Source organism: Alteromonas gilva, assembly GCF_028595265.1.
Taxonomy (GTDB): domain Bacteria; phylum Pseudomonadota; class Gammaproteobacteria; order Enterobacterales; family Alteromonadaceae; genus Alteromonas; species Alteromonas gilva.
In genome coordinates this window covers 2,760,108-2,783,700 of the sequence record NZ_JAQQXP010000001.1, presented here as the reverse complement: position 1 = coordinate 2,783,700, position 23,593 = coordinate 2,760,108, and the positions used below count along the sequence as shown (strand labels likewise).

Here is a 23,593-nt window from a genome sequence, read left to right as displayed (position 1 = left end):
ATAAAATAAAGGTCCACGTGGCTGTAAGTATAGAAGTTTTTTTACGCTTTTCCGCAAGAGAGGGTTTTTTTTTGGTAAATAAAAAATGCAGAGATAGCCACCAAAAGGCTGGTGGCAAAACTGTCTATTGTATAAACGGGCACGTCGTGTGCGTAGATAAAACCACCGGCACGAGGCAATGGTAAACAAAGCTAAAGTCGACGTCCGGCGTGACCAACCTGCTGTTTGAAGAGGGATTTATTTTTGCCTATGCCGGTGGCCACCTGTTTTGTCTGGATGCTGACAGCGGCCATGTATGCTGGGAAAACAAACTGGTCGGTTTAGGCTACGGCGCTTGTATCATCGCCATCGAAAATCCAAATGCATCACTCATTGCTAATCAACTACAGCAGGCGCAGCAGGCCTCAGTATCTGCGGCGGTGGTGGCAAGTTCGGCTGCAGTAGCGGGATCCAGTGGCTCTGGTGAGTAGCATGCTGAGCTATTACGTGTACCGTATGAGGATGCGGCACACGTAATAAGCGTACAAATCAGTCCGAATGGAGGGCATCAATCGGGTTAAGCTTTGAGGCTTTTATCGCGGGAAATACACCAAAGCCTACGCCAACCAGCAAGCAAATCGATACCGACAAGACAATAGCGGTGAGCGACCAACTCACCGCCCACTCCGAATAAAAGCCAATAATTTCTGATAATACCAGGCCAAAAACGATACCGAGTACGCCGCCCAGAACAGAGATCACAAAGCTTTCAGCGATAAACTGTAGTTTTATATCCTGTTGAGTGGCCCCTACTGCCCGTAACAGGCCGATTTCTTTGGTGCGTTCAAGTACGTTGGCCAACATGATATTCATAATGCCGATACCACCGACCAACAGCGAAATACCGGCCACGCAGGCCATCACAATGTTGAATATACGCTGGGTGTTTTCCTGCTGTGCGAGTAATTCAACCGGGATAATTAAACGGTAGTCCTCGACGCCAGCATGGCGTTGGTCAAGGAGTTGGGTTACCGCTTTGGCGGCGAGTACCGTGGAGTAATCCTCTGTCACTTCAAATTTAACTACATCCAGTTCGCTGGCCAGCGGCTCACTATTGAGTTTTTTCTGACTGGTGGAAAGGGGAATAAATACCCGGTTACGATCGCCGTTGATCTTAACTCCCTGGAAGGCATCCTTATTAAACGTTGGGGCAGCAATAACCCCTACAACTTCAAACCAGGCATGGTTAATTTTTACGAATTGTCCTAAAGGCTCGGCATCAGGAAACAAGGCCGCTGCAACATCCGCCCCCAGCACGGCGACCTGGGCAACGCGCAGTTCGTCATTTGCGGTAAGTAAGCGGCCCTTGGCCGGCGCCATACTCGCCAGCTCAAAATAACTGCTGGTGACGCCCACCGCGGTAGCGTCGGCTTTAGCAAAGTCGCTGTACAAGGCAAAGAGTTTAATTTGTTTTTCGCCGCTGTAACTGGCGATGAAAGGCAGGGTTGCCATTGCCGCTGCTACATCAGCAGCATTCAAGCCCAGCGAGTCTTCGCGAATATCCCTGAGTTCTTCTGCGCTGTAGCGCTTCGACTCAACAATGAGATTTTGTAGTCCCATTGAGCCGATCATTTTTAATGCTTCCTGCTCTGCACCTTTACCGATATTGAGCATGGCGATAACTGCGCCCACACCAAATATCATGCCGAGCAGAGTAAGGAATGTGCGCAGCTTTTGCGCCAGTAACTCGTGCCAGGCATCGGCGACCAACAGGCGTATTTTCGTTAAGTTTAATTGCTGTAACATCAGATTAGCTCCCGGTACGACAAGGCAATGTGATCGCCTTCACTGAGGCCGTTGGTCACTTCTACAAAGTGCAGGTTCTTACTGCCAATATCGATTTTCTGGCGACTAAAACGGTTGCCATCGCGCAGGAAAACATAATTAATACCCTGCTGGTTATAAATAGCCTGCATAGGCACCAGTAACTTTTCTTCATTGCTTGCTACAGCGATAGTGGCATTTAATTTTCGTCCCGGTGTTAGCAGGGGCGAATCCTGATCGTCGATGGTAATGGTCACTTCAAAATACTTTGTGGGGTCGGCTCGCGAAATGGTCCGTGAGAAACCTGAGACCTCTTTCAGTGAGCCGGAGAACGTCCGGTCAGGGTAGGCTTCAAGCTGAATTGACACAGGCTGGCCTGGCTCCAGGGCGATGGCCTGTTTGTCGAGGACATAACCTTTGGCCTGCATTTTTGACAGGTCTGGCAGTTTCGCAATCGGACGTCCCGGAAACACGGTCTGACCTACCGAGGGCTTTTCACCGCGCCAGTTTGACTCATACACCAGCAGGCCATCGTAGGGCGCATAAATTTCGAGACTTTCAATTGCCGCTTTGATTTGGTTGTACTTCTGTTCACTGCCTTGCTTACGAATGTCGAGTACATCGATGGCACTGGTATTTTGCTCCACCACACTGTCTTTTTTCCAGTCCAGGTAGTTGTCTTTGGCGCCCAGATATTCTTTGTTTTGCATATTTTCAATAATTTCAATCCGCGAATAAACCCGCAGGTCGTCCACGGTAAATTCATCGGCAAAGGCAAACTCTTTCATAACCAGCGTTTTATCCATCTCAACATCGCGCTCCTCCTGGGTGAGTGTGGTGCGGTTGAGTTTCATATCTTCTTCGAGCAGCATTATGGCCAACATTTCCTTGCGCATATCGAGGGTGAGCTGCTCGGCATCAAAACGGGCAATCAACTGGCCTTTTTTAACATTGGTGTATTCTTTTTCGAGCCAGGCGATGGTCATTGGCTGGCGGCTGGATGCACCAATGGTAGTGGCGCTGGCCGCCTCCAGTTCCCCCTCAACAGGTACCTTTAGTTCAAAGGGCTGTAACCCCACTTTATAAGTCGGTATAGTTTGTTCAGTTTCACTGCAGGCGCACAGTAACAGGGCTGCTATCAGGCATGAGAACAATTGACGGGTCATGACAAGGCGTCCTTTTGTACTTCAACATTGGCTTTCATTCCGGGGCGCATGCGTTCAGCGTCAATGCGGTCAAGCTCTATTTCGACATCAAATACGATGCTTAAATTGGTTGAGGATTTCTCTTTATAAGCCTCTCCCAGGGAAATGATTTTGCCCGAGTAGGGCACTTCGGGGTAGGCATCCAGCGTGACTTTTACCGTTGAGCCAATACTGAGCTTTGCGGTGTCAGCCTCATCGAACTGTGCCTTGACTGCCAGCTTATCCAGCGAAGGTATCGTGAGCAGTGTTCGCCCCATAAAGACGGTGTCGCCGACAGCCACTTTCTCACCATCAAAGTCTGCTTTGTACATAATCAGCCCGGCTTTTGGCGCCGTCACAGACAGCTTGGCGATATTGCGTTGTGTTTCAGACAATTTAGATTGTAATCGCTTTATTTTGCTCTGCGCCAGTTGATCGTTGAGAGCTCTGGTTTGGGTAAACTGAGCAGCTTCCTGGGTTGCCTGGGCTAATTTAGCGGTGGCAATGGCAAACTCCTTGCGTTGTTTTTCTTTTTCGACACGTTTGGTGCTAATATCAACAATCTCTGCCAGGCGTTTTTCTTTATCATAATTCATCTGCGCTTCGGCTAACGCCAGCTTAAGTTCTTCGGCTTTTGCCTCGTTTTCAAGTTGTTGCTTTTCAAAATTCTTTTTCTCGGCAGCGAGTGAGCTTTGTTGCTCTATTAACCGCGTTTGCAGCTGTTGACCGTCAAATTTCACCAGCATATCACCGGCTTTTACATGGGTATTTTCGGGCACCAAAAACTGCACTTTCATTTGCCACATGCCGCGCACAGATGGCGGCGAGATGCTCGCTGTTTCCAGTGATACGATTTCGCCGGAGGCGGTAAGAGGCTGAACCAGTGTTTTGCCTGTAGCAGTCTGTTGCGACGGGTTATCGCTACATCCGCATAAAAGCAGTAAGGCTAAAGTGACGGCACTAATTCGCATAAGCAAGCTCCTCGGATTGCGGCACTACCACGCGTACGCTCATACCGGGTAACAGCTTTTGGGTGGGTTTTTCAGTGAACGACAGCTCCATCTGGTAATAGGCGCTATTGCCCCAACTGGCTTTTTTCTCAGGCTGGGACACTACGTTAGTGACTTGCGCACTGTGCTGAACGCCGGGAAACGCATCGAGTGTGACCACCGCGGTATTGCCCGCCTTCACTCTGTCAGCGTCAATCTCATGTACCCAGGCGTCTATTTTAAAACCTTTGATATCCTGAACTTCCATGACTTTCATGGCTGCCTGCAGCGATGTGCCAGCGGTAATTTTTTCGTTATTCCAGGGGTGATACATGTGGCTGACTACCCCTTCGATGGTTGAAACCACTTTTAACTGTGAAAGCTGATAGCGTTGGTATTCGATATTTTCTTCGAGTTTGGTAATTTCTATTTTTTGCTTTTCGATGGTATTTTCACGTTCGGTCAGCTTTTGCTCGAGGGCTTGTTGAGCTTTGAACTGCTCAACTAACGCCCGCTCCAACGCCAGTTTATACTGGCCTTTGTCATAATCGCTGACGTCGTCACTTTCGATCTCGGCTTCTATACGGGCTTTTTCCACTTCCAAATCGGCAACTTCAACGGCGCTGCGGGCTTTGCTGACGGCCTGATCAAGTTCGACTTGTTTGCTTTTCAATTCCAGTTGCTGGGTTTGCAGGGCATCTTCGTTCTGCTCTAGCTGGGCATCCACACTGCCTGAATCGAATACGGCAATGGTATCGCCGGGCTTAACAATCGTGCCTTCCTCGATCATCCACTGAATTTGAATGTTCCAGCGATCGGTACGCGGTGCACTGACAGTCTGGATATTGGAGGAACTTATTTTGCCGGTAATAATCAGTGGCACATCCTGGCCGCGACAAACGGCAGCAAACAATACCAGTAACGCAACGCCTCCAAGCTTAATCGATTTCATTAATTGACCCTCTCGCTCATGATTTGACCGTCTTTCATGGTGACGACCTTTTGGGCATAGTCGGCAATGTTTTCTTCGTGGGTGACCATCACAATGGTTTGCCCTTGCTGATGCAGTTCGGTAAGCAGAGCCATGATGTCGTCGGATGTTTTACTGTCGAGGTTACCGGTTGGCTCATCGGCGAGGATCATCGTCGGGTTGTTGACCAGTGCCCGGGCAATGGCGACACGCTGACGCTGGCCCCCCGACATCTCAAAAGGGCGATGATGCATGCGGTGTTCGAGACCCACCTTTTTTAATAAAGCTTCTGCCCGCTGCGTAGCGACTTCATCACTGACATCACTATAGCGCAGCGGCAGCTTAACATTGCCGACAGCATCCAGCTTGGGCAACAGGTGAAATGTTTGAAAAATAAAACCGATGTGTTCATTGCGGATCTTTGACAGTGCTTCGTCGCTCAAACTGCTAACCGGGTTTTGGTTTAACAGATATTGACCGCTTTCAGGGGTATCAAGACACCCTAAAATGTTCATGAGTGTCGATTTACCGGAGCCTGAACTTCCCATAAAGGCGACAAATTCGTTTTCTTCAATGGTCAGTGAAACATCGTTAAGCGCGACAATGGTTTCTTCACCATTGGTAAAACTCTTACGAATATTATGCAGTGTTATCATCCGTGTGCTCATTATTGTCTTTTTGTCTGCAAGAACAAATTTCGCGAATTCCTTACTTTAGTGGCGTCTGCGATTTGGTACAAGCCAAGAAAGTTGCTACTTCACGTGTGGTAACAGTTCGTTACAAATAAGTTCAAATGTAAAGTTTTTCCTTGCTTCCTTTATAGAAAATTGTTAAAAAGTCAACGCTTAAAAATGATATCGTATTTTCTTAGTGTAAATAATTTTGTACATATGTATTTTTTGCCGAGCTCTGCTTTGTGTTAAAGCGGCATTCAAGAATTCCTGTTAAATAAGAGCGACTCTTTATGATTAAGGACACCATTAATAATATTCACGTGAGTTCAGAGAGCGTTATGGTGACGCCGGAAGCACTCTCGGCGCAGTTACCGGTTTCAGAGCGGGCGTTGGAAGTGATCAAACAATCGCGGAATATCATTTCAGACATTATTCACCGCAAGGACCACCGCCTGCTGGTGGTTTGCGGACCCTGTTCGATTCATGACATCGAAGCAGCCAAAGACTACGCGCTGCGCTTAAAAGAATTGCATGAGTGTTATAAAGATACCTTATACATTGTTATGCGCGTCTATTTTGAAAAACCTCGCACCACTACCGGTTGGAAAGGGCTGATTAACGACCCGCACATCAACGACACCTTTGATATTGAAACCGGTTTGTATAAAGCCAGAGAATTACTTATTTGGTTGGCGGAGCTGGAGCTGCCTGTCGCCACCGAGGCGCTGGACCCTATCAGTCCGCAATATCTGGCGGAACTGTTTAGCTGGAGTGCTATTGGTGCACGCACTTCTGAATCACAGACTCACCGCGAGATGGCCAGTGGCTTGTCGATGCCGGTAGGGTTTAAAAACGGCACAGACGGCAGTCTCGATATTGCCATTAATGCACTGCGCTCGGCTGCTTCATCACACCGGTTTATGGGCATCAACAAGCAGGGGCAGGTGAGTATTATTGAAACCCAGGGTAACCCTGATGGCCATATCATTCTTCGGGGCGGCAAACAGCCCAATTATGACTCGGTGTGTGTAAGTGAATGCGAAGAGTGGATGGCCCGTGCCGGACTAACCGCGGGGCTGGTAGTGGATTGCTCGCATGCTAATTCGAGCAAGGATTACCGTCGTCAGCCGGCTGTTGCAAAGAATGTGGTTAACCAAATTCTGGAGGGTAATCAATCGATTATTGGAATTATGCTGGAAAGTCACTTAAAGTCTGGCAATCAAAAGTCAGACGGGATTGCATTTGAAGATCTCGAGTACGGGGTGTCGATAACCGACGGCTGTATCGACTGGGAAGCGACCGAGAGTCTGCTTGATCAAATGCGAGATAAGCTCATTACTGTGCTACCATTGCGCCAAAACAAGCGAACGGAATTAGCCTGATAAATGTCTCAAAACAATTCGGAACAATTTGCTCAGCAACTGAGTGAGTTACGCCTTGGTATCGATGAGTTGGATAGTCAACTCATCGAACTCATGGCCAGACGTGCAGAGTTAACCTGCCAGGTCGGTGAGCTCAAAGCAAAAACCGGTATGCCGATATACGTGCCTGAGCGAGAGGCCGAGATGCTCGAAGCGCGCAAACAGCAAGCCGAAGCGCTTGGTGTGTCAAGTTCACTCATCGAAGACTTATTGCGGCGCATCATGCGCGAATCTTACCATCTGCAAAATAACCGTTACCGCTGTGTAAACCCCGGTATCAAACGCATTGTGATTATTGGCGGTGCAGGCGCATTAGGCAAGGTGTTTGTCGGGCTATTTGAGCGCAGTGGTTATAACGTAGATATTCTTGAAAAAGACGATTGGGAGCACGCCGATGAAATGTTTGCTGCCGCCAGCCTGGTGCTTGTCTCGGTGCCCATCAATCTCACTGTCGATGTGATTGCTGCGCTCAAGCGCTTGCCAGCCGATTGCATTCTGGCTGACATAACCAGTATTAAAGATAAGCCGCTTAGCGCCATGATGCAGGCGCACAGTGGTCCGGTGGTAGGGTTACACCCCATGTTTGGCCCCGATGCACCGGGCATGATAAAGCAGGTAGTGGTGGTATGTCATGGTCGTGAACCTGCGCAATACAACTGGTTATTAAACCAAATGGAAACATGGGGCGCATCGCTGATAGAGGTCAGCGCCGAAGAGCACGACAAGGCCATGGCCTTTATTCAGGTGATGCGCCACTTCAATACGTTTTTGTACGGTGCGCACCTTGCTGGCGAAAATCCCGATTTAGTTCAGTTAACCAATTTGAGTTCGCCAATTTATCGACTAGAGTTAGCTATGGTGGGTCGATTGTTTGCTCAATCACCGACATTATATGCCGATATTATTTTTAATAACCCAGACAATTTTGCGTTATTAAAACGTTTTCATCGTCGCTTTGGTGAAGCGCTTAAGGTGCTTGATAGCGGTGATAAAGCTGAGTTTATTCGCCAGTTCAATGAGATTGGCGATTGGTTTGGCGATTACGCTAAAACATGTTTAGTCGATAGCAAACGTCTGCTACTAAAAGCCGATGATGATCAAATGCTCAGGACCTGATAAGTGAACTGAGCAATGCTCAGATGGCATAGTGGCAGCGGTTTGCAAATTATTTGTGCGCCGGGGTAGCCATTAATGACGCTGAAGTTACGATTACTAGTCACTATCATTCCACTTGTTTTAACCGCGATACTGGTCATCGCGGCCGTGTCGTTGCAGTTAGGGGTTGTCGAGTCAACCGATGCGCTAACCCAGGCGGCGTCAGATAAGTTAAAGATAGAAAATAAACAAACCTCTGAGGCCATTGAACGTTACGTTCAAACCATCGAAAGTCAGGTGAGGTCAGTTTCTTCACAAAGTTATGTGAATCAGGCTGCTGACGCCTTTATTGGCGCCTTCAACCGCTATTCAGCGCAACGGCAAAGTCTCAGCAGCGCGCAACAAAGTGAGCTGTCTGCTTATTATACCGATGATTTTTCGGCGCTTTTTGAAGCGCGAAATAACACCCGGTTAAACAATCCGGGTGGACTGGTTGATGGCCTGTCGGCGAATGCTAAGGCGCTGCAATTTGATTTTATTGCCGGCTCTGATTTTGCCATTGGCGAAAAAGACGGCCTGTATAGTCTGGCCAACGATACCGACTATGCCCGCTACCATGAGCAGTATCACGAGTATTTCAGAGCGTTTCTTAAAGAATTTGAGTACTACGATATTTTCATCGTCGACGCTGACACCGGCAACATTGTGTACTCAGTGTTTAAAGAACTCGATTTTGCCACCAGCATTTCAACTGGTCCCTATGCAAATACAGGTATTGGTGAAGCGTTTAAAAAGGCCATTAACAGTAGCAGCACGGATGACGTCTATGTTAGTTCGTTAGCCAGCTATTTGCCTTCGTACAATGCAATGGCAGGTTTTATTGCCTCACCTATCGAGAGCCAGTCCGGGCAGGTTGAAGCAGTATTGATTTTTCAGATGCCGTTAAATGTTATCAGTCAAATCATGACGCACGGCCAGCAATGGCAGCAGGCCGGTCTGGGAGAATCAGGAGAAACCTATATCGTTTCACCTCAGGGAACCCTGGTGACCGAGAGCCGTTTCTTTTTAGAGGACCCAGCGCAATATAATGCCGTGTTTGCGAAAGCGTCACCGTCAATCGCGCGGCAAATACAACAGGCGGGCACCTCTGTTGGTATTCAGCCGGTGACCACCGCGGCAGCGCGAAAAGCCCTGGCTGGTGAAAGTGGCTTTGAACGTGTTACCGACTACCGTGGTGTAGAGGTGTTTTCTGCCTATTCAACGGTGCAGATTGGTGAGTACCGCTATGCCGCACTTGCCGAAATTGACGTTGAAGAAGCGTTGCGGCCGGCAACAGTGTTAAAAAATAAATTGCTGACCGGTACATTGATTGCCACTGCTGCGATTGCGGCGGCGGCAGTCCTGCTTGCAATATGGCTGGCCAACCGCCTGGTTAAACCGTTAAACGATGTTGGTGATGCATGTGAAGCGCTAGCCTCTGGTGAGGGTGACCTGACCATTCAGCTCAAACCATCCCGTATTCCGGAAATAAACCGTATCATTGAGCCCTTTAATGTTTTTATTGATCAGGTAAGAACCATTGTTTCCCAGGTGAAAGTGGATGCTGCGTCCCTGGCCTCCGCAGCAGAAGAGCTTAGCGCGGTGACTCAGCAGGGGGAGCAAAATGCGGTGCATCAGAATGAACAAATGCAAATTGTTGATGATGCAATAAAACGCCTGTCGGTATCGGTTGAGGAAGTGGCGAACTCCACGGCGATGAGCCGCGATCACGGCGATCAGGCCAATATCAGTTTAAGTGAAAACAAGGAACGGGCAGACTATGTTGCCGATAATATTCAGTTGCTGGTTAAACTCATTCAGGATTCATCAAAAGTTATTAGTGCGTTAAAGGATGAAGTCGGGCAGATAACCTCGTTGCTTGATGTGATTAACAGCATTGCTGATCAAACCAATCTGCTGGCTCTGAATGCGGCTATTGAGGCGGCGCGCGCCGGTGAAGCTGGTCGGGGCTTTTCTGTTGTTGCCGACGAAGTGAGAGCACTGGCAAGCCGCTCGCAGCAAAGTACCGAAGAAATTGGCCAGCTAATTGAAAAAATGAACCGCTCTTCAGCAGAGTCAGTCCTGGCCATGGAAAAAGCAGAAGCCGCCGCCAGCGGTGGCATTCATCTTGTTGAACTGGTTACAACGGCCATGCGCGAGCTAAGTGAGACCATTGATCAAGTGCAGAATATGGCTAACCTTGTCTCTGCTGCAACCAACGAGCAGGAAAGCACCTCTAAAGTCGTATTAGGCAGTGTTAACACGGTCAATTCGTTATCCAGTGAACTGCGCACCGGCGCCAGCCAAATCAGCAGCGCTGCCCATGAACTGGCCAATATTGCCAGCAACACCCAGGTAATGGTTGATCGGTTTAAAGTCTGACGCGCATGCTATAGATAACCGGGCAGGGCAGCAGCCAGAAAAACCTGGCTGCTGTGAGTCGTTATTCTGCAGTGAGCGCTTTAGAGGCCGCCACTTTGGTGGGATTAATTTCTTCGCTGGGATAACAGCCCAACACTTTGAGATAGCGGGTAATGCGTTTGAGTTCCGCCATCGCGCTTTGCACCGGACCGTCCTGGGTATTGCCTTCAACATCAATATAAAATAACTCTTCCCATGGGTTGCCGGGGATTGGTCTTGATTCCAGCTTGGTCATGTTAATATTATTGGCTTTAAGTACCAGCAGTGCTTCAACTAAGGCACCGGCTTTTTGCACGGTAGACATCACAAAGGTTGTTTTGGCGGGCACCTGCAAGGGCACGTTCACCGGCTGTTTAGCCACCACAATAAAGCGGCTATGGTTTTCTTTTTGGTTAGCCAGATTCGATTTTATAGCGATCAAACCATACAGGTTACCACCGGCTTCACTGCCTATTGCGGCAACATCATCACGATTGAGTTCGCTTACTTTGAGCATCGCTGACGACGTTGCGTCCATTGTTTTAACTTCTACATTGCCCAGTTCGGCGAGAAAATGGCTGCACTGGGTAAACACCTGCGGATGTGCATAAAGCGTTTTAATATTGCTCAGGGACGTCTCTTTAGCTACCAGTAATGAGTGCTTAATAGGATGCGTTAGTTCACCAATAATACTCAGTTCGGTGTTTTGCAGCTGGTCGTACACTTCGTTGATGCTGCCTGAGGTGGTATTTTCAACGGGCAGGACAGCGTAATCTGCTTCATTGGTTTCTACCTTACTCACCACCTCACGGAAACTTTGACAACCCAGTTCTAACAAATCGCCTGGCCGACGCGAGAAATATTTTTGTGTGGCTAAATAGCTGTATGAACCGCGGTCACCCAAAAACGCCACTCTGTTAAGGGGTAAAGCGCTGCCCGGATTCGCCCGTGCCGCCAGCATAGCTTGCTGGTTCAGCACCGAGTCTTCAATAATGACGTGAAAGATTTGCGTTATATAGTGGGCATCAAGATTCTGTTTCTGACCTTCTTTGATCAGGCGTATTAACAGTTGCTCTTCGCGTTGTTGGTCGCGTACCGGAATGTGATGCTTAATTTTGGTTTCGGCTACCTGATTTGTCAGGCCTCGACGCTCTGACAACAGGCGTAACAACTCACTATCAAGTGCAGTAATACGTTCTCTAATGGTATCTAATTCAGGGGTAGACATATTATCTCTCTAACGATTTCTGGCAAAAAAAAACCTCCCGCCGGGAGGTTATTTGCACGCGCTACGCTCCCTCCCTCAGATGAAGGTGATAAACGCAAAAAAGCGAGCGGTGACGTTTTCATTACATAATTTCATGGGGATACTGTATTGTGCGACGCCGTTGCTGTCAACTCATTTATACGCATTGTTTAACGCAAAATTAACTTAACGGCTTGACAATTTTAGCCATTCAGCGTCAGTTGCTCAGCAATGCCGCCAGCATGGTTCTCACTTCGTTGGGTTCAAAGGGTTTGTCGCAGAGCGCATTAACCCCGGTTTGTTGAATATTGGCCATATGCAGGCTGTTAGAGGCCTCTGAGGTAACCATAATAATCGGGATATGCGAGGTTTCAGGATTAAAACGGATAAACTCAGACAGCTCACGACCGTCCATTTCAGGCATATTGTAGTCGGTGACCACTAAATCAAAGGCTTCATCTTTAATGAGGGTAAGCGCCATAGCGCCGTTTTCAGCTTCTTTGATTTTTTGTAATCCCATTCCTTCAAGGACTCGTCTGATGTGATTTCTGGCCAGTTTACTGTCATCAACTAACAGTACTCTGACTTCATGCACATCAAATAGATCCAGTTCTAACTCATCAGTATTTAACAGATCCAGGCTGGCATTTAAGGCACGTTGCAAATGGAGGGTTTCAAAAGGTTTGGGCAGTATGGCGGCTACGCCGGCCTGTTTAAATTCTTCAAGCTTGGTGGTGCGGCTTTCACTCGATACCAGCATAAACGGGATGTGCTTAAAAGAGTCATGCTCTTTGGTAAACTTGAGTACGTCAATCGCGGTACCGTCCTCAAAATACATCGCACTTACAATGAGGTCAGCGCCGTGTAACTCAACCAGACTTTTCGCCTCGCTAACATTGGCGGCGGTATCTATTTGTTTGACGTTTTCATTGGTCAACATACCACTAATAATTTTTCGCTGAGTATCTGACGGCTCTATCAGCAGAATATTGAGGTCTGAGATTGATAAGTGTTCCATTGAGGCTCTCTTAGTTTACGACGCTAATCATTGATGTACCGCGCTGGTTGTTAACCACCAGCCACTTTTGACTTAATGCCCTGTTCAGCAAGCAATTGCTGAATCTTATCACGCAAATCGGTTTGTAGTTCTATTGTGCCTTGTTTTACCGCACCACCACAGCCGCATTTCTTTTTAAGTGTAGTGCACAATCCTTTGAGTTGATCATTTGATTGGTCGAGTCCGGTAATGATAGACACACCTTTACCTTTGCGACCTTTGGTTTCGCGTAAAATTCGGGCAATACCATCTTTGTTGACCGAGCGGGTGTCCTGTTGTTGTTGTTTATGCTCGACTCTACCTGTCTCACTACTGTAAACAATTCTCGAATTTTGCATAGGTTGTTATAACTCTCTTAAACTGGTCTACACTCTAAACAAAGCATACTGTTTAGCGTGAATAGGTCTTCTGCTTAGTAACAGTATCTCAACGCTGATTCTAGCAAACGCGGATTGTGAGTGGGAGCAAAAATGACGATTAATACCGAAGTCACAAACAAAACACTGGTCATCCAGGTGGGTGATAAGTTTGATTTTTCCTTAGTGGATAAATTCCGCCTTGCTTACGAAGACATGCCTGCTGAAATATCCCAGATTGATGTGGACTTGGCGGCCACCCAATACATGGATAGCTCAGCCCTGGGGATGTTGCTTAATATGCAAAAAGTGCTGGCGGGACGCAAATTAACTTACCGTATTATTAACAGCCAGCCGCAAATTGGGCGAATTCTCGAGATATCACGCTTTAATAAAAAGTTTGTTATTGAATAACCGCTGGCTAACACCTCATGCTAAAAGTGCTAATTGTAGATGATGAAGAAATCAATCGGATCATGCTCACTGAAATACTCAGAGAGGCTGGTTATACCGATTGTGTAGAAGCTGAAAATGGTGTGCAAGCCATCGAAAAAGCACGAGACTGCAAACCCGATATCGTATTACTCGATGTTATTATGCCGGGAATGTCAGGGCTTGAGGTGGCACCATTGCTCAAGGCTATGTCACCGGAGTGTCATATGCCAGTGCTGTTTATTACCAGTCTCGACGATGAGCAGAGTCTGGTGAATTGCCTGGAGTGTGGTGGCGACGACTTTATTGCGAAGCCGTTCGAAAAAATCATTCTTTATGCTAAGTTAGCGGCGCACGCCCGTTCCCGACGGCTTAGCTTAGAAATACAAGATAAAAACCGTTCACTGACCTATTTTCAGCAGGAAGTCGAGCGCAACCATCGTATTGTTGAGCATATTTTTGATAACGCGCTGGCGCATCGTGGCGTCGAAAAAAGCTACTTCGATCTCTATACCCAACCTACCACCCAGTTTAATGGTGATTTGTTCCTTTGCGAACAAAGCCCCTCTGGTGGGACTTATTTGTTTGTGGGGGATTTTACCAGTCACGGGCTGGCCTCAGCGATTGGCGCGATCCCGGTTGCGCAGGCATTTACATCAATGACGAAGCGCGGTATGGCGGTACAAGAAATTGCCTCCCGGCTAAATGCGTTACTCTATTCGTTATTACCCGCCGACATGTTTTGCGTTGCCGCGATTATAGAGATAAGCCGGGATGGCAAGCAATTTATTATCTGGAGTGGAGGTTTGCCGCGCATGGCGGTCAAAACAGCCGATAGCCTGTTGCGATACACTATTGACGCGCAGCATATGCCTCTGGGTATCTTATCGGACGATGAATTCGAACAAACCACACAGGTTTTTCAGGCTCAGGAAGGTGATACGTTGTTAGTCTATACCGATGGCCTGATGGAATGTCAGCATCCCACTCATGGTTTGCTGGGCGAGGAGGGGGTTGAGGCGTGGTTTGTCGGCGGGCAAAATGTTACTTCAGCGGCATTAGTCGCAAAAGCGATTGAGTATACTGGTGGTCTGGCACCCGATGACGACTTAACCGTTGTGCAATTTTGCTGTCGGCCATTTGAGTTTGACGCCTCCGGAGATAAAACCATCGGGGGGGTGCCGTTCACGCTGTCGTTTCATTTGCAGGCAGAGCAAATCAAACAGTCAAAATTGATCGATCATCTCATGGGGATCGTAAATAGTGTGCCGGGGCTGGCAGTGATCAGGTCCGAAATATTCACGGTGTTAACGGAACTCACCAACAACGCTATTGAGCATGGGTTGCTTGGTTTAAGTTCTACAATGAAAGCAGAGCCGGAAGGCTTTATAGAGTACTATGAGTTGCGGGCGCAGCGCTTAGCGAATTTAACCACGGGCGATATTTGGATAGACATTAGCTATCCGGCTCACCCCGGTGCACCAGCGCAAACCAAACAATCATCAGTACCGCCACAGCCGTATCAGTTGCTCGAAATTGCCGTGCGTGACAACGGTCCCGGATTTAGCGAGACTACCGTAAAAAACGCTGAAGATGAGGCTTATGGACGTGGTTTGGCACTAATCCGTGAGTTGTGCCAACAGGTCGACATTGCTGACGGCGGTAACAAAGTCAGGGTGCTGTTGAAAGTTTAAGGCGATGATTGCTGCGGTCAGTGAACGTTAAAAGTCCCAACAGCGGTGGTAGGCTGGACAAGATGGGTTGTTGCCCGTTATGGTGAATCCAGTCTTAGCGGAGTGTCAGTTACCGGAGTGTCGTATGCTTAAATCGATTGTCGCAATGATCAAAGGCTCACCCTCAGAGCCGCCTAATCCCCATCAACTTGAAATAGCCACCGCGGCATTGTTCGCGGAGGTCGTAAAAGCGGATAATCAGGCCGATGAGCGGGAATTGTCTGCGCTGAAGCAAATTATTAATGAACATTTTGAGCTTTCTGACGAAGAGCTGGAAAATGTGGTAAGTGTTGCTGATGCGCGCTCCGATGAAGCCGTTGATCTGGTTCAGTTTACGCAAGCCCTGAACGAAGGCATGAGCGCAGAGAACAAGGAAAAAATAATGTTGGGGCTGTGGCAGGTAGCTTATGCCGATAGCACTTTGGATCCTCACGAAGAGCACCTTATTCGTAAAATTGCCGACTTGCTGTACATCCCGCACAGTCGCTTTATCAAAACTAAATTAACAGCACAGTCCAAACCGTAATTAATGGCGGCGACCAATAGCATTGATAAAGTCGGTGCTGTAATAACACTGAATCAAGTCTGGTGTTTGCCAAGGCTTATCGTTACCGCCAGTTCAGCGCAGACATCGCCACCCCCCATGACTGTCTCTTATTGGCAACACACCTCTTCCTTATGCCATACTCTGGTCACAATGTTTGGCGCTATCTTACTGAAAAATAAATTATATTTTTAATTGGTACAGACCCTGCTATCACTTTGTTATTGACACCAGGGCATTGGTGTTGGCATAGCGATGCACTGGTGTGCACTGGCATATAGCAGGGCTACACCTCGTGGAAGTTACCGCCACACCGTGATAATTTTTTGCCTTTGGCAAAGGGGGAACAAGTGATTACTGCTATTATTTTTGCTGGTGGGGTGCCAGAACGAACTGATTACGTCGGTATCTGGCTCTGCCCACCTGCGTTAATCCGCCGAATTGGTTAAATAGGCGTTATAACGTTGTCGAACTATCAGCGCTATGCGATGCTTGCATCAAGGTTAATTGAGAGTGGTTCGCTTTTGCGTTTAGGTTCGTTACGTCAGCTTATTTTAGGCAGCTTTTTTGTCGCATTGGTGCCACTGGCGGCCTTATTGTGGAAAAGTCATAGCGATTTAACCAAAGTCAGTCGCACGACCATCGATGCGTCCCAACAAATAGCGGGGATCGTTTCCAAGGTGCAACAACTTGAGAGCGCCAGCGTGATGCTTGAACGTTCGTTGCGGCAATACCTGGTGTTAAGGAATAGCCAGGCAGCCAACTTAGTTGATACCGCTTTAACGCGTTTCAGTGAGCGCCACACAACCTTGTGCAAGGTGTCATCGCAGTTGGTGGGCTGTGACACCCTATCGCCCACTATAATGGCGCTCGCCGATTACTCCTCTCTTACCACTGTTGATGAGCTTAATCCGCGACTCAATAACATGCGTCAGGCCATGATGTCAGTTCAGGAGAGTGTGGATGAGGCTATTGCAGAGCGTTTATCGGTACAATTAGCCGACGTGACAACCATGCAGGCACAGCAAGGCTGGCTGAGTGCGCTGTTAGTCTCCGTCTCATTAGTGCTCATTTTACTGGGTAGTCAGTTAGTGATTAATCCGGTGCGGAAACTCAAGTTAGTGATCCGCATGCTGGCTCGCCAGCAAGGGCGCTTGCCGCCACTATCAACCCGGGCTCCCAAAGAATTGGTCGGCGTTGAAAAAGACTTACACTGGCTGGGCGAACGCCTGGCCCAGTTAGAAAATATTCGCACCGCGTTATTGCGTCATGCCGCCCACGAATTAAAAACCCCGCTGGCCAGTATTAAAGAAGGGTGCGCACTGCTCAGCGATGGTACCGTAGGCAGATTAACGGCGCCGCAAAAAGAAGTGATGAGTCTGCTTGCCAGCAGCACCAGTCGCCTTAATACGCTGATAGAGAAGCTGCTTGATTATAATATTTTGCTGCAGCAGGCACGGGCAAGTTTTACGCCGATTAACGTCGCCCGTATGGTCGAACAAAGTATTGAGGATTATCAGCTTGCGCTGCAGCAGCATGAGGTCGATGTGCGCGTCAATGTGGATATTATTATGGCCGATGCAGAGCTGTTACGCCGTATCTTAGATAATTTACTGTCGAATGCAGTTGCACACGGGGCCGTGAATAAAGCCATTTATATCCGGGTTGCCCAACATGCAGATGCGGTACATATTGATGTGGCGAACCATGGCAATACAATATCAGAGGACGAAATCGAGCATTTATTTGAACCCTTTGTAAGGGGCGAAGGGGTGCGCAATGACAATGTCATTGGTACGGGGTTAGGGTTATCCATAGTGGCAGATTGCGCCAGAATAATGCACGGTGGGGTGAGTGTCATCAATGTGGATTACGCAGATGTTTGTTTTCGGGTCGTGATCCCTCAACAGGAAGTTTAGTAAAATGAAAAAATACGCTGCAGTGATAGCAGCCTTAGGTGCAAGCTTAATCGTGTCAGGCTGCGCCATTACACCTGCGGATTCAGCCGCCTCAGATAACGCTGACAGGCCTTCAGATTTGGGGCCTGCCGGTAACTGTGTGTTTAAAGCGGGCGTGGTCAGTGACGTAGCCCGTTGTAGCCTTGAGTTTTGGTTTGATTACTGGTCTAAAGTCAGTAAATTGCCCTGGGTGACACGTCAGAGTCTAATCGCCGAGCTGGGCAATACGCCCGATGCGTTACTGCAAAAAGTGATGCTATCGCAGCCCACTAATACGCCTTACCGCTCGCGTTTGCGAGCCCAAAATTGGCTGGAGCAGGTAATGCCAAGCCTGACCAGGGTTAATCAGGCCCGGTTTACAGCGGCTATCGCAGAGCCCAGTAACCACATTCTCGAATACGAATCAGCGTTGAGTTTAATGAATCGAAGCAATCAGGCGCTCAACGACGCGTTAGCGGCGCAAACACAGGAAACCGATGAAGTAAGAGCGCAGTTAGACGCTTTACTTAATATTGAGTCAAATTTGATGGGTCAGAAAGAGGAGACTGAGCAGTGAGCGATGAAGTAAAAAGATCATCACATATTTTATTGGTTGATGATGATCAAAGCCTGCTGCGCCTCATGACAATTCGTCTGCAAAGCGAAGGATTTGAAGTCACGGCGGCTGAAAATGGTAAAGAGGCGCTCAAAAAGATACATGGCGGTAACTTCGACCTGGTGTTAAGCGACCTGCGTATGCCGGGTCTTGATGGCTTAAGCCTGTTTGAGGAGATCATGACGGTGCGATCGGATATTCCGGTCATACTCATGACCGCGCATGGCACTATTGCCGACGCCGTTGAAGCCACACAGCGCGGTGTTTTTGGCTTTTTAACCAAGCCGGTGGAGCACGACAAGCTGCGTGATCTGCTCAGCCGCGCGTTACAGCATTCAAAAGCGGCCGAACCCGGCGAATGGTGTAAAGAAATCATCACCCGCTCGCCAGAGATGCTCCAAGTGTTGGATCAGGCTTTCCGCATTGCCAGACGCGAAGTGAGCGTGCTGGTAACCGGTGCCAGTGGGACCGGTAAAGAGCTCCTCGCTAACGCCATACACCGGGCCAGCGATCGTGCTGAAGCCCCCTTTGTGGCCATTAATTGTGGTGCGCTGCCCGAAAACCTGCTGGAATCTGAATTGTTTGGTCATGTAAAAGGGGCTTTTACCGGCGCCGTGCAAGCCAATCAGGGGTTATTTCGCGAAGCCCATGGTGGTACGTTGTTTCTTGACGAAATTGGCGATATGCCGATGACATTGCAAGTGAAATTGCTCCGCGCACTGCAAGAGCGTCAGGTGCGTCCGGTGGGCAGCAGTAAATCCGTCGACATTGATGTGCGGGTGATTTCGGCGACTCATAAAGATCTGCACAAAGAAATGGAAGCGGGGAATTTTCGGGAAGATCTGTTTTACCGTTTAAATGTTGTCAATTTAAAGCTGCCGGCTCTGAAAGGGCGCAGTGAAGATATTCCGCTGTTAGCCAGAGATTTACTCAAGCAAAGTGCACAGCGCCATGCTGTTGATGTCACGCAGTTTTCTGAAGATGCAATGCAGCTGCTGGTAAAAAGTGACTGGCCTGGCAATGTGCGTCAACTGGTGAATGTGGTTGAACAATGTGTGGCCCTCACTCAAACGCCGGTGGTGCCGCTGCATTTGGTTGAACAGGCATTATCGGCCACCCGGCAAAGCTGGCCCACGCTCACAGAAGCGCGTGATGCCTTTGAGCAAAAGTATCTGTTTAAGCTACTTAAAATGACCGATGGTAATGTGACCCGCGCGGCGGAGCTTGCCGGTCGTAACCGGACCGACATGCATAAACTCATGAAAAAGCATAATCTGGCGGCTGACGACTTTCGGTAGCTAACGATATTTTCAACCGGGCATTTAAAACAAACTGTTTTGTTGGGCCGGTGGCGGCGCAAACTTTAGCGACGCTAGAGGTGTGTCAGGATACTGCTGGTTATATAAGTCAATAAACTGCTGCGCCAACCATGGCGCATGCTGATTATCCGGGCGGTGGAAAAAGAAATAGCAGGTTTTGTGTTGCTGGCGCCACTGGTGACATTTGTGAACCCAGGGTTGTAAACAGCGTTCATTGTCCAGCGGGTCGTTATTGCCGACAAAACGCACGATGGGTTGCTGTGCGGTGGCAATTACGTTTACCGGTACGCGTGGTTTCTTGGTGCGGACTTCGGCGGTGAGAGCGGTGTCTGACGGGCCACTAAAGAGGCTGCGGGTGTCCATGATAATGCGATTTACCCGCTGCGCTATTAAGTACTGGTTGAGCGCTTTTTCTGCCTCGCCCTTGGCAAAAAACGCCGGGTGCCTGACCTCAACGCCATAACTGAAATCCGGCGGTAGCTGTTGTAAGAAGCGCTGTAAAAGCGGCAGATCCTCCGGCCCAAAGCTGGCCGGGAGTTGCAACATCAGCTGACCCAGTTTGTGTTGCAGGCGCTCAAGTCGGTGCAACTGTGCGCTGACCAAATCATCACAATGACGAAGACGCTGTTTATGGCTGATATCGGCGTGAAACTTAAAGGTAAACCGAAATGTATCAGGGGTTACCTGGTGCCATCTTTCCACGCTCTCGGCGGTGGGTAAATGATAAAAGGTGGTATTGCCTTCAATACTGTTTAATTGCGCTGAATAGTCGGCCAATTGCAGCGCAGACTGTTTACCAAACCAGCATTTAGGCCAGCTATTGTGCTGCCACACTGGCAAACCGATAAAAACAGCGCCTAAAGTCGCTTCAGAGTGGATATTTGTCATTGGGCTTTGAGTGGCATTTGTTTATACTATGCGACCTTAAAATCAAACATTCGCGTAATGCAGATTATCCAGCGCCAGAGCGACATTGGCAACGTAATAATTTGCCGGCTAATTATCCGTCGGCCGAAACGCATTAAAACAAGAAACTAGGGGTCGAAGACCATGCGCACAGATTACTGTGGGAATATTAACGCATCTTATATTGGACAAGAGGTCACACTGTGTGGCTGGGTAAACAAGCGCCGTGATTTGGGCGGTCTTATTTTTATCGACTTGCGTGACCGTGAAGGGTTAGTGCAGGTGGTGTTTGATCCTGATTTACCCGAAGTACAGGCGCTGGCCAACACCCTGCGCGCCGAGTTTTGTATTAAATTAACCGGCACAGTTCGTGCCCGGCCTGAAGGCCAGGTTAATGCCCAGATGTCTACCGGTGAAGTCGAAATTCTTGGCACCGGCCTGGAAGTGTTCAATAAGTCACCGGCATTGCCACTGGACTGGAATCAGGAAAACTCTGAAGAGCAGCGTTTGCGTTATCGTTATCTCGACCTGCGTCGTCCGGTGATGAGCGAAAAACTGCAGTTTCGCGCCAGAGTAACCGCCGCGGTGCGCCGTTTTCTTGAGGGCGAAGGCTTTTTAGACATCGAAACCCCCATCCTGACTAAGGCAACACCCGAGGGTGCCCGCGATTATCTGGTGCCCAGTCGTACCCATAAAGGCGAGTTTTTTGCACTGCCGCAATCACCACAGCTGTTTAAACAACTGCTGATGATGTCAGGCATGGATCGTTATTACCAAATCGTTAAGTGCTTTAGGGATGAAGACCTACGCGCAGACCGTCAGCCTGAATTTACCCAAATCGATATCGAAACGACCTTCCTCGATGCCGATGGCGTAATGAGTATTACCGAAGCGTTAATTCGTGATTTGTTTACTCAGATGCTTGGTGTTGATCTGGGCGATTTTCCGCGTATGACCTACGCGGAAGCCATGCAGCGCTACGGCAGTGATAAGCCAGACTTACGTAACCCGCTGGAATTAACCGACGTTGCAGATTTACTCGCCGGTGTTGATTTTAAAGTGTTTAGTGGCCCGGCTAACGATCCGAAAGGTCGTGTTGCGGCGATTCGCGTGCCGGGTGGTGCGTCACTGTCGCGTAAACAAATTGACGAATACACCAAGTTTGTGGGTATTTATGGTGCTAAAGGCCTGGCATGGGTAAAAGTGAACGAAAAAGCCAACGGCCTTGATGGTTTGCAGTCACCCATTTTAAAATTCTTAAACGCCGACATTGTGACCGAAATTCTGGCCCGCACCAACGCTGAAGACGGTGATATCCTGCTGTTTGGCGCCGATAACGCTACGGTCGTCACTGAGGCAATGGGCGCGCTGCGACTCAAGCTGGGCGAAGATTTTGACTTGCTCGAAGGCGATTGGCGGCCATTGTGGGTAGTAGATTTCCCGATGTTTGAAGAAGCCGACGGACAGTTGCACGCGCTGCATCACCCGTTTACCGCACCGCGTAATTTAACTGCTGAGCAGTTAGCTGAGAATCCGGTAGAGGCGCTGTCAGACGCTTATGACATGGTGTTAAACGGCGTTGAGTTAGGCGGTGGTTCGGTGCGTATCCACGACCAGGCTATGCAGTCGGCGGTATTCAGTATACTGGGTATCGATAAAGAAGAAGCCGAGCTCAAATTTGGTTTCCTGCTGGAAGCCTTGCGCTACGGTGCGCCACCGCATGCCGGTCTGGCCTTTGGCCTGGATCGCCTGGTAATGCTAATGACTGGCGCTACGTCTATTCGTGATGTAATGGCGTTTCCGAAGACCACCACCGCGGCGTGTCCGTTAACCGATGCGCCGAGTCCGGCCAATCCGCAACAATTAGCCGAGTTAGCTATTGCGACTGTGAAGAAAGACGCCGGGTAATGGAATATAAGCGGCCTGAATCAGTACTGGTTGTGCTCTACAACGAACGTGGCCAGGTACTGATAATGCAACGCAACGATGACGCGAATTTCTGGCAGTCGGTTACCGGCACCATTGAAGAGGGCGAGTTGCCAGTGCAGGCCGCTTACCGCGAAGTTGGCGAAGAAACCGGCATAGTGATGGCGCCCGAATCGGGGGCCATTGTCGACTGCCAGCATATTAATCAATTTGAAATTCGTCCTGAGTGGCGCTATCGCTATCCGCCGGATGCGTTCATTAACACTGAATACGTCTTTGCGGTGCAAATTGCCAGCGACGCCACGATCACCTTAACTGAACATTCTGCGTATCAATGGGTTGAAAAGCCGGTTGCTGCAGAGCGTGTTTGGTCTCCTTCTAATCAAGCTGCCATACTGGCATTTGTGCCTGAGTTAAAATAATGGTAATACTGGGTATAGATCCAGGTTCCCGCCTCACGGGCTACGGCATAATTCGTCGCCAGCAGGGCAAACTGGTGTATGTGGCCAGCGGTTGTATAAGACTGACAGATAAGCCATTAGCGCCCCGTTTAGACAAAATTTTTGTTGGTGTGAGCGAGCTGATTGCACAGTTTACGCCTGATTGTATGGCCATTGAGCAGGTATTTTTAGCGCGCAACCCGGACTCAGCCCTAAAACTGGGTCACGCGCGCGGTGCTGCGATGATAGCAGGCACACAGGCCGGTTTAACGGTTGCAGAGTATTCTGCCAGGCAAATCAAACAGGCGGTGGTTGGCACCGGTGGCGCAGATAAACTGCAGGTACAGCATATGGTGAAGCATTTGCTGTCGTTGTCCGGTACGCCCCAGGCCGACGCGGCCGATGCGCTGGCCGTGGCGCTGTGCCATGCGCACAGTGAACAAAATTTAGTGAAACTGGCCGGACAGGCCCGTAAAACTGTACGGGGCCGGTTACGGTAACGGAGT

The 23,593-nt window shown here is 48.9% G+C and carries 22 protein-coding genes; 13 read left to right on the top strand and 9 right to left on the bottom strand.

The features are described from left to right. Positions 1-209: 209 nt before the first annotated feature. Entirely contained in the window at positions 210-470 is a 261-nt protein-coding gene (locus tag OIK42_RS12350) for a hypothetical protein (protein WP_273640932.1), read from the top strand. Between the two features lie 58 nt (positions 471-528). On the opposite strand, the gene OIK42_RS12345 is transcribed toward OIK42_RS12350, so the two are convergent. Genes OIK42_RS12345 through OIK42_RS12325 form a run of 5 tightly spaced genes read right to left on the bottom strand, consistent with a single transcriptional unit; the run spans position 529 to position 5,602 of the window. Then, complete coding sequence (locus OIK42_RS12345; protein WP_273640931.1) at positions 529-1,785, bottom strand: ABC transporter permease; 1,257 nt, start codon at positions 1,783-1,785, stop codon at positions 529-531. Next, entirely contained in the window at positions 1,785-2,969 is a 1,185-nt protein-coding gene (locus OIK42_RS12340; protein ID WP_273640929.1) for an efflux RND transporter periplasmic adaptor subunit, read from the bottom strand. The genes OIK42_RS12345 and OIK42_RS12340 overlap by 1 nt, the downstream gene beginning before the upstream one ends. Further along, positions 2,966-3,958 carry an HlyD family secretion protein gene (locus OIK42_RS12335; protein WP_273640928.1) on the bottom strand — a complete coding sequence of 331 codons (993 nt, stop codon included), beginning with the start codon at positions 3,956-3,958 and terminating at the stop codon, positions 2,966-2,968. The genes OIK42_RS12340 and OIK42_RS12335 overlap by 4 nt, the downstream gene beginning before the upstream one ends. Further along, positions 3,948-4,928, bottom strand: coding sequence for an HlyD family secretion protein (locus OIK42_RS12330; RefSeq protein WP_273640926.1), 981 nt, complete (start codon positions 4,926-4,928; stop codon positions 3,948-3,950). Before OIK42_RS12330 ends, OIK42_RS12335 begins: the two co-directional genes overlap by 11 nt. Further along, entirely contained in the window at positions 4,928-5,602 is a 675-nt protein-coding gene (locus OIK42_RS12325; RefSeq protein WP_273640924.1) for an ABC transporter ATP-binding protein, read from the bottom strand. The genes OIK42_RS12330 and OIK42_RS12325 overlap by 1 nt, the downstream gene beginning before the upstream one ends. A gap of 308 nt (positions 5,603-5,910) precedes the next feature. Between OIK42_RS12325 and OIK42_RS12320 the strand changes: the two genes are divergently transcribed. The 3 genes from OIK42_RS12320 to OIK42_RS12310 all read left to right on the top strand — a co-directional run bounded on the left by OIK42_RS12320 (position 5,911) and on the right by OIK42_RS12310 (position 10,557). Beyond that, positions 5,911-7,002, top strand: a complete 1,092-nt coding sequence (locus tag OIK42_RS12320) for a 3-deoxy-7-phosphoheptulonate synthase (protein ID WP_273640922.1) — start codon at positions 5,911-5,913, stop codon at positions 7,000-7,002. Between the two features lie 3 nt (positions 7,003-7,005). Next, positions 7,006-8,157, top strand: coding sequence for a bifunctional chorismate mutase/prephenate dehydrogenase (gene tyrA, locus OIK42_RS12315; RefSeq protein ID WP_273640920.1), 1,152 nt, complete (start codon positions 7,006-7,008; stop codon positions 8,155-8,157). Positions 8,158-8,232: 75 nt separating this feature from the next. Further along, a complete protein-coding gene (locus OIK42_RS12310) occupies positions 8,233-10,557 on the top strand; it encodes a methyl-accepting chemotaxis protein (protein WP_273640918.1) in 2,325 nt (774 codons plus the stop codon). 61 nt (positions 10,558-10,618) lie between these two features. Here the strand turns inward: OIK42_RS12310 and pheA are convergent, their stop codons facing one another. From pheA to OIK42_RS12295, 3 genes are all read right to left on the bottom strand, one after another. Then, on the bottom strand, positions 10,619-11,803 hold the full coding sequence (gene pheA, locus OIK42_RS12305; RefSeq protein WP_273640916.1) for a prephenate dehydratase: 1,185 nt from the start codon (positions 11,801-11,803) through the stop codon (positions 10,619-10,621). 235 nt (positions 11,804-12,038) lie between these two features. After that, a complete protein-coding gene (locus tag OIK42_RS12300; protein WP_273640915.1) occupies positions 12,039-12,839 on the bottom strand; it encodes a response regulator in 801 nt (266 codons plus the stop codon). A gap of 50 nt (positions 12,840-12,889) precedes the next feature. Continuing rightward, entirely contained in the window at positions 12,890-13,216 is a 327-nt protein-coding gene (locus OIK42_RS12295; protein WP_273640911.1) for an SUI1 family translation initiation factor, read from the bottom strand. 132 nt (positions 13,217-13,348) lie between these two features. Here OIK42_RS12295 and OIK42_RS12290 point away from each other — a divergent pair, with 132 nt between their 5' ends. The 6 genes from OIK42_RS12290 to OIK42_RS12265 all read left to right on the top strand — a co-directional run bounded on the left by OIK42_RS12290 (position 13,349) and on the right by OIK42_RS12265 (position 19,794). Further along, positions 13,349-13,648 (top strand): STAS domain-containing protein, encoded by a 300-nt coding sequence (locus tag OIK42_RS12290; RefSeq protein ID WP_273640909.1) that lies wholly within the window; start codon positions 13,349-13,351, stop codon positions 13,646-13,648. A 17-nt stretch (positions 13,649-13,665) separates the two neighbouring features. Continuing rightward, positions 13,666-15,360, top strand: a complete 1,695-nt coding sequence (locus OIK42_RS12285; protein ID WP_273640907.1) for a fused response regulator/phosphatase — start codon at positions 13,666-13,668, stop codon at positions 15,358-15,360. A gap of 124 nt (positions 15,361-15,484) precedes the next feature. Next, the gene (locus OIK42_RS12280) at positions 15,485-15,925 is read left to right on the top strand and encodes a tellurite resistance TerB family protein (protein WP_273640905.1); all 441 of its coding nucleotides are present in this window, start codon (positions 15,485-15,487) and stop codon (positions 15,923-15,925) included. 482 nt (positions 15,926-16,407) lie between these two features. Next, positions 16,408-17,862, top strand: coding sequence for a sensor histidine kinase (locus OIK42_RS12275; RefSeq protein ID WP_273640904.1), 1,455 nt, complete (start codon positions 16,408-16,410; stop codon positions 17,860-17,862). A gap of 4 nt (positions 17,863-17,866) precedes the next feature. Continuing rightward, positions 17,867-18,457: a hypothetical protein gene (locus OIK42_RS12270; RefSeq protein ID WP_273640902.1), complete on the top strand. Its 591-nt coding sequence runs from the start codon at positions 17,867-17,869 to the stop codon at positions 18,455-18,457. Beyond that, positions 18,454-19,794: a sigma 54-interacting transcriptional regulator gene (locus tag OIK42_RS12265; protein ID WP_273640899.1), complete on the top strand. Its 1,341-nt coding sequence runs from the start codon at positions 18,454-18,456 to the stop codon at positions 19,792-19,794. The genes OIK42_RS12270 and OIK42_RS12265 overlap by 4 nt, the downstream gene beginning before the upstream one ends. Positions 19,795-19,818: 24 nt before the next feature. On the opposite strand, the gene OIK42_RS12260 is transcribed toward OIK42_RS12265, so the two are convergent. Continuing rightward, complete coding sequence (locus OIK42_RS12260; protein ID WP_273640897.1) at positions 19,819-20,703, bottom strand: DUF72 domain-containing protein; 885 nt, start codon at positions 20,701-20,703, stop codon at positions 19,819-19,821. Between the two features lie 162 nt (positions 20,704-20,865). Between OIK42_RS12260 and aspS the strand changes: the two genes are divergently transcribed. From aspS to ruvC, 3 genes are read left to right on the top strand one after another with little or no spacing between them, the layout of a single operon-like run. Then, a complete protein-coding gene (gene aspS, locus OIK42_RS12255) occupies positions 20,866-22,629 on the top strand; it encodes an aspartate--tRNA ligase (protein ID WP_273640895.1) in 1,764 nt (587 codons plus the stop codon). Continuing rightward, positions 22,629-23,069, top strand: a complete 441-nt coding sequence (gene nudB / locus OIK42_RS12250; protein WP_273640894.1) for a dihydroneopterin triphosphate diphosphatase — start codon at positions 22,629-22,631, stop codon at positions 23,067-23,069. Before aspS ends, nudB begins: the two co-directional genes overlap by 1 nt. Then, positions 23,066-23,587: a crossover junction endodeoxyribonuclease RuvC gene (ruvC, locus tag OIK42_RS12245; protein ID WP_273641522.1), complete on the top strand. Its 522-nt coding sequence runs from the start codon at positions 23,066-23,068 to the stop codon at positions 23,585-23,587. Before nudB ends, ruvC begins: the two co-directional genes overlap by 4 nt. Positions 23,588-23,593 lie beyond the last annotated feature (6 nt).

Excerpts from the sequence above, each read along its gene's own strand:
- OIK42_RS12345 (WP_273640931.1), bottom strand. The coding sequence starts at position 1,785 with ATGTTACAGCAATTAAACTTAACGAAAATACGCCTGTTGGTCGCCGAT.
- OIK42_RS12340 (WP_273640929.1), bottom strand. The coding sequence starts at position 2,969 with ATGACCCGTCAATTGTTCTCATGCCTGATAGCAGCCCTGTTACTGTGC.
- OIK42_RS12335 (WP_273640928.1), bottom strand. The coding sequence starts at position 3,958 with ATGCGAATTAGTGCCGTCACTTTAGCCTTACTGCTTTTATGCGGATGT.
- OIK42_RS12330 (WP_273640926.1), bottom strand. The coding sequence starts at position 4,928 with ATGAAATCGATTAAGCTTGGAGGCGTTGCGTTACTGGTATTGTTTGCT.
- OIK42_RS12325 (WP_273640924.1), bottom strand. The coding sequence starts at position 5,602 with ATGATAACACTGCATAATATTCGTAAGAGTTTTACCAATGGTGAAGAA.
- OIK42_RS12320 (WP_273640922.1), top strand. The coding sequence starts at position 5,911 with ATGATTAAGGACACCATTAATAATATTCACGTGAGTTCAGAGAGCGTT.
- tyrA (WP_273640920.1), top strand. The coding sequence starts at position 7,006 with ATGTCTCAAAACAATTCGGAACAATTTGCTCAGCAACTGAGTGAGTTA.
- OIK42_RS12310 (WP_273640918.1), top strand. The coding sequence starts at position 8,233 with ATGACGCTGAAGTTACGATTACTAGTCACTATCATTCCACTTGTTTTA.
- pheA (WP_273640916.1), bottom strand. The coding sequence starts at position 11,803 with ATGTCTACCCCTGAATTAGATACCATTAGAGAACGTATTACTGCACTT.
- OIK42_RS12300 (WP_273640915.1), bottom strand. The coding sequence starts at position 12,839 with ATGGAACACTTATCAATCTCAGACCTCAATATTCTGCTGATAGAGCCG.
- OIK42_RS12295 (WP_273640911.1), bottom strand. The coding sequence starts at position 13,216 with ATGCAAAATTCGAGAATTGTTTACAGTAGTGAGACAGGTAGAGTCGAG.
- OIK42_RS12290 (WP_273640909.1), top strand. The coding sequence starts at position 13,349 with ATGACGATTAATACCGAAGTCACAAACAAAACACTGGTCATCCAGGTG.
- OIK42_RS12285 (WP_273640907.1), top strand. The coding sequence starts at position 13,666 with ATGCTAAAAGTGCTAATTGTAGATGATGAAGAAATCAATCGGATCATG.
- OIK42_RS12280 (WP_273640905.1), top strand. The coding sequence starts at position 15,485 with ATGCTTAAATCGATTGTCGCAATGATCAAAGGCTCACCCTCAGAGCCG.
- OIK42_RS12270 (WP_273640902.1), top strand. The coding sequence starts at position 17,867 with ATGAAAAAATACGCTGCAGTGATAGCAGCCTTAGGTGCAAGCTTAATC.
- OIK42_RS12260 (WP_273640897.1), bottom strand. The coding sequence starts at position 20,703 with ATGACAAATATCCACTCTGAAGCGACTTTAGGCGCTGTTTTTATCGGT.
- aspS (WP_273640895.1), top strand. The coding sequence starts at position 20,866 with ATGCGCACAGATTACTGTGGGAATATTAACGCATCTTATATTGGACAA.
- nudB (WP_273640894.1), top strand. The coding sequence starts at position 22,629 with ATGGAATATAAGCGGCCTGAATCAGTACTGGTTGTGCTCTACAACGAA.